Origin of the sequence: Nocardioides lijunqiniae, assembly GCF_015024225.1 — a bacterium.
Classification (GTDB): Bacteria; Actinomycetota; Actinomycetes; order Propionibacteriales; family Nocardioidaceae; genus Nocardioides; species Nocardioides lijunqiniae.
Window position 1 is genome coordinate 97,642 of the sequence record NZ_JACJGM010000022.1, and the last position, 10,391, is coordinate 108,032.

A 10,391-nucleotide genomic window follows, 5' to 3' on the forward strand; every position below is an offset into this window, starting at 1 on the left:
CCTAACCTGATCGCCCTACCGGAGGTGGGCGCTCCTCACGTCACGATCGGCAGCCGCGTCACGAACGACGTGCCGCCGTCGCCGGAGGTGAACGAGATCGTCCCTCCGTGCTTCTCGACGATCGCGCGGGTGATCGACAGACCCAGACCGCTGCCGGGGATCGCCTGCTTCTGGGCCAGGGTCGAGCGGAAGAACCGGTCGAAGAGCTGGGCCTGCTCCTGCTCGGGCACCCCGATGCCGGAGTCGGTGACGACGAGCTCGGCCTCGTCGCCGTCGACGTGCAGCTCGACCTGGATCCCGCCGCCGTCGGGGGTGAACTTCACGGCGTTGCTCAGGAGGTTGAGCGCCACCCGCTCGATCATGTCCCGGTCGCCCATGAGCGGAACGGGCTCGTCGGGGAGCTGCAGCGTCACCTCGAGCTCACGGTTCTCCCACGAGGGCAGCACCACGGCGTACGCCGCGCCGATGGCCGCCCGCAGGTCGAACACCCGGTCGACGTAGTCGAACCCCTCGCTGTCCACCCGCGAGAGCGTGAGCAGGTCGTCGATGAGCCCCAGCAGGCGCTGGGTGTTGGCCGAGACCCGTCGTACGGCGTTGCGCTGGTCGCCGGTGAGCGGCCCGTAGGCGTCCTCACCGAGCATCTCGAGGTAGCCCAGGATGCTGGTCATGGGCGTGCGCAGCTCGTGGCTGACGCTCGAGACGAACGAGTCCTTGACGCTGTCGACCTCCTGCAGGCGCTCCACCGCCTGCCGCTCGACCTCCAGGGCCTCCACGAGGGCGCGTCGCGACTCCAGCTGGTCCGTCACGTCCTCGGAGGTGCTGACGTAGCCGGTGGTGCGGCCGCGGTCGTCGGCCAGCCGCGACAGCGTGATCGCGTGGGTCCGCTCGACGCCGTCCTTGCGCTGGAACCGGATGTGGGTGCCGGCCGCGCCGGACTTGGTCATCTCCCGCACCACGTCGCTGAAGGTCTCGGCGACGCCGAGCTCGGCGGCCTTGTCGCGGATCGCCGCCGGGCTGTGGAACATCGTGGTCCTCTGTCCGAGCACCTCGTCGGCCTCGTAGCCGAGGAGCCGCTGCGCACCCGGGTTGTAGAGGTTGACCCGGCCGGCCTCGTCGCTGCCGATGATCGCGACGCCGGTGGCGCCGTCGACGATGCGCTGCACCATGTCGCGCTCCGCCTTGGCCTCCCGCGCCGAGGCGATCTGCTCGCCCATGCGGATCATCAGCGGCACCACGATGGCCGCGCAGACGAGCGCGAAGCACGCGAGGATCAGGCCGCGCATGTCGACGGAGACGTCGTAGCGCTCCGAGACGTCCGCGAAGGGCCCGTAGCCGCCGGTGGTCATGAAGACCGCGAACGCCAGCACGGCCACCATCTGCGCCAGGGACTCGCGGGGGCTGAGCCGCAGCGCACCCCAGGCCAGGACGGGGATCGCCAGGAAGACCAGCGAGGGCAGGTCCGTCGGCAGGAAGACCGCCGGCGTCACCGTCACGATCGTCACCCACTGGAAGAACCGCTCGCCGCGCGAGGCGACGGACTCCTGGTTGGGAGGGCGGCAGAAGAAGGGGATCAGCGCGAGGTTCGAGGCGACGTGCGAGGTGCCGATGGTCACCCCCACCAGGAGCGGGTCGCCCCAGTCGGCGACGACCGAGGTGGCGTACCCGACGACGCCTCCCACCGCACCACCTGCTCCGACCGAGCGGAAGTAGCGGCGCAGGTCGGGGTCCGAGCGCAGCGGCGGACGCTCGTCCACGCCGTCGGTGAACAACCGGGCCACCACCCAAGCCTCGAGCGTGCTGCCGAGGGCGAACCCGAGGGCCACCAGGAAGGGGCGGCCGTTGTCGCTGACCAGGGACGGGCCCCAGATGGTGCCGAGCGCGACCAGGAAGATCGCGAGCAGGAGGGTCGGGGTGTGCCGACGGCGCGCCAGCAGCAGCGCGCCCGTGGCGAGGCCGGCCGGCCAGATGCCGGTCACGCGACCGCCGTCGGGGGCCCCCCAGACGGCCATGAGACCGGTGGCCGCCATCAGCACGACGACGGCCACGACTCGCACGACCCAGGACTTCCGCACCTGGCTCCACCCCTCCCAGGCGAATTGACCCGAGAGAATCGAACCAGAACCTAGTGCCTCCGGGGCTGAAACGCCGAGGCTGCCGAGCGCTGGTCACCTGCCGGACATCGTGTCGTAGGTTCGATCGCGTGACTACTCGGCAGAAGGACTACGACGTCGTGGTCGTCGGCGGCGGCCACAACGGGCTGGTCTCGGCGGCCTACCTCGCCCGGGCCGGCCTGTCCGTGCTGGTGCTCGAGCGGCTCTCCCACACCGGCGGCGCGGCCGTCTCGGCCGCGGCGTTCCGCGGGCACGACACCCGGCTCTCGCGCTACTCCTACCTGGTCTCGCTGCTGCCCGAGCAGGTCATCGCCGACCTGGGCCTCGACCTGCGGCTGGAGTCGCGCGCGACGGCGTCGTACACACCGGTGCTGCGCGACGGCCGCGCCGGCGGCCTGTTCGTCGAGCACGAGGAGGGTGAGGCCACGCGGCGGTCCTTCCGCGAGCTCACCGGCTCCGACGTGGAGTACGACGCCTGGCGGGAGTTCTACGCCGACGTCGCCGAGCTCGCCCACGTGGTGGCGCCGACGCTCCTGCAGCCGCTGCCCACCGAGGGCGACGTGCGCGACCGGGTCGACCCCGGCATCTGGCGCGACCTGGTGACCACCCCCCTGGGCGTCACCATCGAGTCCCGCTTCGCCGACGACACCGTGCGCGGCGTCGTCGGCACCGACGGCCTGATCGGCACCTTCGCCTCGCTGAGCGACCCCTCGCTGGTGCAGAACCGCTGCTTCCTCTACCACCTCGTCGGCAACGGCACCGGCGAGTGGCGGGTGCCGGTCGGCGGCATGGGCGCCGTGACGACCGAGCTGCACCGCGTGGCGGTGGAGGCCGGCGCCGAGATCGTCACCGAGGCCGGCGTCAGCGCCATCGCGCCGTACGACGGGGGCGCCGACGTCACCTGGCACGACGGCGCGACCAGCCACACCGTCAGCGGGCGCTTCGTGCTCGCCAACGTCGCGCCCTGGGTGCTGCGGATCCTGCTGGGCGAGCCGGAGGACCCCGAGACCAAGCCCGAGGGCGCCCAGCTCAAGGTCAACTTCCTGCTCGAGCGCCTGCCCGGGCTGCGCTCCGGCATGGACCCGGCGCTGGCCTTCGCCGGGACCCTCCACCTCGGCGAGGACTACACGCAGCTCGAGACGGCGTACGCCGAGGCGGCGCGCGGCCAGGTGCCGACCTCGCTGCCCGGCGAGGTCTACTGCCACTCCCTCACCGACCCCTCGATCCTCGGCGACGAGCCTGCGGGCACCCACACGCTCACCTACTTCGGGCTGCACACGCCCGCGTCGCTGTTCCGCGACGACCCCGAGGCCGCCAAGGCCTTGGCCGTGCGCCGCGCCATCGCCTCGCTCGACGCCCACCTCACCGAGCCCATCGAGGGCTGCGTGGCCCGCGACGCGGACGGCAACCCGTGCATCGAGGCCAAGATCCCGCAGGACGTCGAGCGCGACCTGGCCATGCCGGGCGGTCACATCTTCCACGGCGACCTGGACTGGCCCTGGGCCCCTAGCCGCTCCCGCTTGGAGACCCCCGCCCAGCAGTGGGGCGTCCAGACCGACCACGACTCGGTGCTCCTGTGCGGCTCCGGCGCCCGCCGCGGCGGCGCCGTCTCCGGCCTCGGCGGCCACAACGCCGCCCAGGCCGTCCTCGCCATGCTCTGAGCGCGGTGATCGAGCAGGTTTTTCAGCATCTGCTGAAACCCAGGCGCCTCTGGGCCGTTGTTTCGGCCCAGAAGCGACGGTTCTGGCCCAGAACCTCCAGCTCCGACCATGCGCGAAGCCACGGCCGAGGATGGCCTCGGGGCTGCAGGGGTGCGACGAGCGCGGAACCGCCGTCGACTGTTCGGGTCGGCGGAATTCCCGCGAGGGCTCGGCGCGAGCCCGGCCGGCGCACGCGCCCTGCCACTTCATCCCTCGATTTTTCCGAGCGGTACCCCGCTGGTAATGTCAGCGTCGCTTCACCGCGCGGCATTAGCTCAATTGGCAGAGCAGCTGACTCTTAATCAGCGGGTTCGGGGTTCGAGTCCCTGATGCCGTACGGATCAAGCCCCTGACCGGGACACCCGGTCGGGGGCTTTCTCGTTCCTGGCCCCGCTCGAGGGGTCCGTCCGATAGCGTCCGCGGACATGCGCACCCGAGATCGCGCGACGCGAGGGACGACCCGATGAGGGTCGTGCTGGCCGCCTGCCTCAGCGTGGTCGCCAGCGCCGCACTGTCCGGATGCGCCTCCGACGGCGACACCGTGGGCCAGGGCTGCACCGACGCGGGCCGAGCCGACACCGCCGCGGTCGCCTCCGCCTTGCAGGACCTGGACCCCGGCGCCGGGACCTTCACCGACTGCGAGTCCGGCATGACGACCGGGGCCATGATCGACCCGTTCGCGAGGGCGGAGAGCTTCGCCGGCGCGGAGCGCGCCTTCGGCGACCACTTCGACTGCAGCACGCCCCAACGCTCCACGAACCCCGTCGGCGACGACGTCTCCGACTTCACGTGCACGATCGCCGGCGTCCGCGCCGAGGTCCAGCTCGACGGCGACCGCGACGCGGGTCCGGTCAGCGCGTGGGTCACCCCCGCCGGATGAGGTGTCAGCCCGCCGCTTCGACGCGCAGGCGGTCTGACGATTCGGCAACGGGCGGGCGGTCGGACCCGTAGCGTCTGCCCCTCATCCTTACGCCATCCGGGGGGCCGGCTCATGCCGTCAGCACGTCGTCGTCGTACCACCCTGCCCGCACGGGCGTTCGCCCGCACGGTCGCGCTGGCCCTCGTGGCGGGGCTCGCGGTCGTGGGCCTGCAGACCTCCGGCCAGGCGGCCGACGGCTCCCGTGCGGGGGCGCTCTCCGAGCCGGAGCGCGCGACGCCGCGCCGCGACGTGGTGCCGACCTTCGCGCCCGGTGCTCGCAGCCTGCCCGAGTACGACGCCGCCGCTCCCTCCGACGGGTACGCGGCCGGCACGACGAAGCGGATCGGGACCTCGCGAGCCACGGGTCCCACGGGCACCGTGCGAGGCACCGTGGTGGCCGATGACGGGGGTGCGGCACTCGCCGACATCGACGTCGCCGCCTACGCCTACTACGACGAAGACGACGTGTGGGTGGCCTGGGCCTACGGCACGACCGCCGCAGACGGATCCTTCCGGTTCTCCGTCCCGACCGGGACGTACCGGATCGCCTTCCAGGGCGAGCTCCACCAGACCGAGTTCCACCCCGGTGCCCGCCTCATCGGTCAGGGCGAGAACGTCACGATCGCGAGCGGCGAGGAGCGCGTCATCGACGCCTCGCTCGCCCTGGCCGGATGGATCGAGGGCTCGGTGTCGGCCGCCGGCGCCAGCACACCGCCCGCCGGCACCTCCGTCGCGCTCTTCGAGTCCTACTCCTACTACGGCACCCTGCAGTGGCGACAGGTCGCCGTGACCCACGTCAGGGCGAACGGGCGCTACCGACTCAACCAGTCGCCGGGGACCTACCGGGTCGTGTTCTTCGACGGCGACGAGGTCTGGAGCGACCACTGGTACGGCGGAGCGCCCTCGATCTGGACCGCGACCGACGTCGAGATCACCGCAGTGGGCGAGGGCACGGCAGGGATCGATGCGACGCTGGTCCGGCGCGGGTACGTCACCGGCACGGTCAGGTCGAAGAAGACGGGCCAGCCCTTCCCCGGCGTGACGGTCTACCTCGTGCGCAACTACGGGACCGCCGAGAACACCGACTGGGGTGTCGTGACGTCGACCACGACCGGCGCCGCCGGCACCTACCGGCTGAAGGGCAGTGTCGGCTCCTACACGGTGGCCTTCCAGCGGGACGGCTTCCTCACCTTCTTCGGGTCGGACGAGTCAGAGGACGACGCGACCACGGTGCTCGTCAGGGCCGGTCGCGACACCACCGGTGTGGACGGGCTGCTCGAGGACGCCAGGAGGGTGTTCCGCCTCGTCAAGCCTCCGACGATCAGCGGCACCCCCCGCGTGGGGGCGACCCTCACCGCCTCGACCGGCCGGTGGCGACCAGCACCGGCGGCGTACTCGTACGCCTGGCTGGTGGACGGCCGACGGATCCCCGGAGCCACCGCCCGCACGCTGAAGCTGACGCGTGCGCAGGCGGGCAGACGGATCTCGGTCCAGGTCTCCCCCCTCCGGCCGGACACGGCGGACGCCAGCGCGGCGTCGGCCCGGACCGCGGCCGTCAAGGTGGCCCCCGAGATGCGGCTCACCGCTCGCGCTGCAGGCACCGCGATCACGCTCCGCCTCTCCGTCACCGCGGCCGGGGTGCGGGCCGTCACCGGCAGGGTGCGGATCCTCCGGGACGGCAAGCTGCTGCGGACCCTCACCCTGCGCAACGCCCGCGCCAAGGTCCGGCTGACGGGACAGCCGAAGGGGCGTCACACCTACAAGGCGACGTACGCCGGAGCCGGGCCCGTGCTGCCGGGCGCGGCGTCGGTGCGCGTCGTCCTGTAGCCCAGGCGTGTCGTCCGGAGCGGCCCAGCAGCTCGCCGATCACGCGCGACACGCCGACTCTGAGTAAACTCGCGCGCGTGTCCGACTCCCCGATCCGCCTCGCGATCGTCAACGACTACGAGATCGTGGTCCACGGCGTCGCGGCGGTGCTCGAGCCCTACCGCGACCGCGTCGAGGTCGTGGAGCTGGACTCGCGGCTCCCGGTGATCAGCGACGTGGACGTGCTGCTCTACGACACCTTCGGCCAGGCCCAGGGCGACTCCGTCGACCTCGACGAGCTGGTCTCGGGCGGCGACGCACGGATCGTCATCTTCACGTGGAACGTCCAGCCCGAGCTCGTCGACCGGGCGCTGTCGCGCGGCGCCGCCGGCTACCTGTCGAAGGGCATCACCGCCGAGGACCTCGTCAAGGGCATCGAGGCGGTCCACGCCGGGGAGACCGTGACAGCCGGAGTCGACCTGAACGGTGACGACGTCAGCACCCTCGGCACGTGGCCGGGCGTCGACCACGGGCTCAGCGCCCGCGAGGCCGAGGTCATCGCCCTGATCACCCAGGGGCTCTCCAACCAGGAGATCGCGGACCGCTGCTACCTCAGCATCAACTCGGTCAAGACCTACGTGCGCACGGCCTACCGCAAGATGGAGGTCACCCGGCGCTCGCAGGCGGTGCTCTGGGGCATCTCCCACGGGTTCGCCCCCGACCGTAGCCGCACCATCGAGCCCAACGGCGACTGAGCCCGGGACCACCGCTCGACGGGACGCGGGCCCCCACTAGGATCGACCGCATTGGTTGCCTTCAGCAACCACTGTGAGGAGTGCGCATGTCCAGGCCGGGTCGCGGCAGCATCACCTTCGCCGTGCTCGCGGTGGCGGTGTCGTCGTTCGCACTGCTGCAGTCGATGATCGTGCCGGTGCTGGCCACCATCCAGGGCGAGTTCGAGACCGACCAGACGACGGTGACCTGGGTCCTCACGGCATACCTGCTCAGCGCCTCGATCGCCACTCCCCTGCTCGGCCGCGTCGGCGACGTCGTCGGCAAGACCCGGATGCTCGTGATCACACTGTGCGCGCTCGTCGTGGGCTCGCTCCTGGCCGCGCTGGCGCCCAGCATCGGCTGGCTGATCTTCGCCCGCGTGGTGCAGGGCGCCGGTGGCGGCGTGCTCCCGCTCGCCTTCGGCATCGCACGCGACGAGTTCAAGGACAAGGTCACCACCGCGCTCAGCGTCCTCGCCTCCCTCACCGCCGTCGGCTTCGGCTTCGGCATCGTCATCGCCGGCCCGATCGTGGACGCGTTCGGGGTGGACGGGCTGTTCTGGCTGCCGATGGGCGTGACCGCGGTGGCCGCCCTGGCCGCCGCACTGTTCGTGCCCGAGTCGCCCGTGCGCACCCCCGCCCGCCTGCCGGTCCTGCCCGCCGTACTGCTCTCGGTGTGGCTGATCGCCCTGCTGCTGGGGCTCTCGGAGGGCAACGTGTGGGGCTGGTCGTCGCCGCGGATCCTCGGCCTCTTCGCCCTCGCGATCGTCGGCGTGGTGGCCTGGGTGACCGTCGAGAGCCGCGTGCCCGTGCCGATGATCGACATGCGGATGATGCGGCTGCGCGGGGTGTGGACCACCAACCTGGTCGCCGCCTTCGTGGGCTTCGGCATGTTCGCGGCGTTCGGCTTCCTCCCCCAGTTCCTGCAGACGCCGTCGGCCGCGGGCTACGGCTTCGGCGCGAGCATCTCCGAGTCCGGGCTGCTGCTCGTCCCATCGGCGATCGCGAGCTTCCTCGTCGGCTTCTTCACCGCCCGGCTCATCCACGCGGTCGGCGCGCGCGCCGTCATCGTGACGGGCACCCTGCTCACCGCCGGCGCGTTCGCCGGCATGGGCCTCTTCCACGACACCACCGCCCAGCTGTACGTCGCCACGACCGTGCAGGGCGTCGGCTCCGGGCTCGTGTTCTCGAGCCTGGCCGGCGTGGTCATCGCCTCCGTGCCGCGCGAGCAGACCGGCGTGGCCAGCGGCATGAACGCCAACATCCGCACCATCGGCGGCTCCGTCGGGGCGGCCGTCATGGCCGGCATCGTCACCGCCCAGGTGGGTCCCACCGGCATCCCGGCCGAGAGCGGCTACACCGTCGGCTTCCTCGTCCTGGCCGCCGCGATGGCCGTCGCCGCGGTGGCGGCGTGGTTCATCCCCGACCTCCGCGACCAGCCCACCTCCGGCCCGCTGCAGGACGCCGAGAACGCCGAGCTCGGCTACGTCCCCGGCGCCCCGAGCGTCAGCCCCACGGGTACGACGACGGCCCCCGGTCCCGCCTGACCCCGACGGCGGTCGAGCAACGAGCGCCAGTGAGCGCCCGTCGAGACCCCGCAAGCCAACCGCTGACCCCGGTGGTTGAGGTGCGAGCGCAGCGAGCCTTGAAACCACCCCACACACCGGTGGTCGAGCAGCGAGCGCCAGCGAGCGCCCGTCGAGACCCCGCGACCCAACCGCCGACCCCGGTGGTTGAGGTGCGAGCGCAGCGAGCCTCGAAACCACCCCACCGAAGACGTCTCACTCCCGCTTGTGGAACGAGACCTTGCCGCCCTGGTGGTGGGTGACGCCGTAGCCGGGGTGGTGGATGAGCGTGTGGTGGCGGGCGCAGAGCATCGCGCCGCGCTCGACCGAGGTGTCGCCGCCCTGGGACCAGGGGTCGAGGTGGTGCGCGTGGCACCAGGCCGACGGCCGGTCACAGCCCAGCGCGATGCAGCCTCCGTCCCTGACGGCCATGGCGATGCGTTGGGCCTTGGTGTGGAACCTGCGCTTGCGGCCGACGTCGAGGACCTGGGATCTCCCGCCCAGCACGACCGGGATCACGCCCGCCTCGCACGCCATCCGCCTCGCGAGGCTGGGGCTGATGCGGGTGCCGGTGTCGAGCTGCGCCGCCTTGAGCCCACCCATCAGCGTCTCGAGAGTCATCGTCACTTCGACGGTGGCGTCCATGCCGGCGGCCTTCGGGAGCTTCTCGACGGGGTAGCGGTCGACGTACTCGATGAACGCGAGCCCCATCCCGTGCGGCGTGGATCCCTCGCCACCGGCCCTGGGTGAGGCCAGCGCCTGGAGGGGTTTGCGGAGCTTGTCGGCCTCATGGGTGGGCATCGAGAACCGGCCGTAGGTGGTGCCGTGGCCGTCGTCGTGCATCGTGAACCTGGCCTTCGCACGGGCCTTGCGCTCCTGGGCCTCGAGCTGGCGGGCTTCTTCTGCTTCGCCGACCTCGGGGGCGACGACGTCGAGGACCTGCTTGCCCAGGACCCGTAGGCGGATGGAGTCGAAGTGCTCGGCCTCGGCGAGGAGGTGGTCACGCGCCTGGGTCCTGATGGCGGTGCCGACGTCGTCTGGCAGGGCGTCGACTGCCTCCACGATCACCTTCGCCTGGTCGGCCAGGACGTCGCCTCGGCTGAGTGCGTCCTCGACCGGTGGGTGGGCTTCGAGGGCTTTGCCGAGCTTGGTGAGGGCGGCGGCGTCGCGTCGGGTCATGTGCGTCTCGTGGGCCAACCACGCCGCCGCCGACGTCGCACCTTGCGCGGCGCCGACCTCGGTCCGCTCGGCCTGCACGGCGGTCTTGAGGGTGAGCGCGGCGAGGCGGGCGTTGAGGCGGGTCTCCTCGACCAGCGCCAGTGCTGCTTCCTCTTTCGTCAGGGACCACAGGGGCTGGTCGGCGACGGTGTCGAGCTCGGCGTGAGCGTGCGCCATGGCGACGAGCAGGGGGTGGCTCGGCGGGTGGGTGGCGGGGCTGCTCATGGGACCTACTCAAGCAGCCGCCACCGACAGTGGTGCCTGGTCAGGAGGCGGTTGTCCACAGGGTGTGGAGCATT

General features: G+C 71.8%; 7 protein-coding genes and 1 tRNA gene. 6 read left to right on the forward strand and 2 right to left on the reverse strand.

What is annotated here, in order from left to right:
* Positions 1–35: 35 nt before the first annotated feature.
* Positions 36–2,072 (reverse strand): ATP-binding protein, encoded by a 2,037-nt coding sequence (locus tag IRQ30_RS24250; protein WP_193613770.1) that lies wholly within the window; start codon positions 2,070–2,072, stop codon positions 36–38.
* A gap of 128 nt (positions 2,073–2,200) precedes the next feature.
* On the opposite strand from IRQ30_RS24250, the gene IRQ30_RS14800 reads away from it, so the two are divergent.
* From IRQ30_RS14800 to IRQ30_RS14825, 6 genes are all read left to right on the forward strand, one after another.
* Positions 2,201–3,772 (forward strand): FAD-dependent oxidoreductase, encoded by a 1,572-nt coding sequence (locus tag IRQ30_RS14800; protein ID WP_193613772.1) that lies wholly within the window; start codon positions 2,201–2,203, stop codon positions 3,770–3,772.
* A gap of 303 nt (positions 3,773–4,075) precedes the next feature.
* Positions 4,076–4,148: transfer RNA gene (locus tag IRQ30_RS14805), tRNA-Lys, on the forward strand.
* 126 nt (positions 4,149–4,274) lie between these two features.
* Complete coding sequence (locus IRQ30_RS14810; RefSeq protein ID WP_193613774.1) at positions 4,275–4,691, forward strand: hypothetical protein; 417 nt, start codon at positions 4,275–4,277, stop codon at positions 4,689–4,691.
* 111 nt (positions 4,692–4,802) lie between these two features.
* Positions 4,803–6,557: an Ig-like domain-containing protein gene (locus IRQ30_RS14815; protein ID WP_193613776.1), complete on the forward strand. Its 1,755-nt coding sequence runs from the start codon at positions 4,803–4,805 to the stop codon at positions 6,555–6,557.
* A gap of 77 nt (positions 6,558–6,634) precedes the next feature.
* A complete protein-coding gene (locus tag IRQ30_RS24255; RefSeq protein ID WP_193613778.1) occupies positions 6,635–7,291 on the forward strand; it encodes a LuxR C-terminal-related transcriptional regulator in 657 nt (218 codons plus the stop codon).
* Between the two features lie 86 nt (positions 7,292–7,377).
* Positions 7,378–8,856: an MFS transporter gene (locus IRQ30_RS14825; RefSeq protein ID WP_227467609.1), complete on the forward strand. Its 1,479-nt coding sequence runs from the start codon at positions 7,378–7,380 to the stop codon at positions 8,854–8,856.
* A 234-nt stretch (positions 8,857–9,090) separates the two neighbouring features.
* On the opposite strand, the gene IRQ30_RS14830 is transcribed toward IRQ30_RS14825, so the two are convergent.
* Positions 9,091–10,317, reverse strand: coding sequence for an HNH endonuclease signature motif containing protein (locus IRQ30_RS14830; RefSeq protein ID WP_193613780.1), 1,227 nt, complete (start codon positions 10,315–10,317; stop codon positions 9,091–9,093).
* Positions 10,318–10,391: the final 74 nt, after the last annotated feature.